The organism is Serratia sp. 506_PEND, assembly GCF_001076875.1.
Classification (GTDB): Bacteria; Pseudomonadota; Gammaproteobacteria; order Enterobacterales; family Enterobacteriaceae; genus Serratia; species Serratia marcescens.
Window position 1 is genome coordinate 1 of record NZ_JVEL01000482.1, and the last position, 477, is coordinate 477.

Below are 477 nucleotides of genomic sequence, written 5' to 3' on the forward strand. Positions count from 1 at the left end.
ACAGCGGCGAGAGCTGCTGCACATGCGCCATCTGCGCCTGATAATCCCGGCTTATTTGTGGCTCCATGTCACGTAGTGCCTGTTCCCCAAGGGCCAGACGCACATCGCTCAGCCGGGCTGCATCAGGGGCAACAGGCCAGGTCAGCGCATTCGTTTCCAGCATCGCGGTGGCATCGTGCTSKCGGRAAGACTGCAGTGCGCTCCAGTGAACCCACCCGRCCACCATCAGTACCGGCAGCAGGCAACTCGCCATCCCGCTGACAAACCAGAACCACGCCGGACGTGGAGGCTTGTTTTGTTTTATTTTCAGTACCGTCGGCTTAAGCGTGCCTTTTTCCCGGCCCACAATGATACTGCCGGTCGGTAACTGCGCCAGATCCGGGCTCACACTTCCGTCGGCGTCGTCAGAACGGAAATACACCACCGGCGGCACCTGCATCTCCTTTTTCAGTACGTCCTGCTCCGGTGACACAATCA

At 59.4% G+C, this 477-nt stretch carries 1 pseudogene; it reads right to left on the reverse strand.

What is annotated here, in order from left to right:
- Nucleotides 1-477: pseudogene (locus ADK28_RS32230) on the reverse strand (hypothetical protein); the annotation flags it as partial.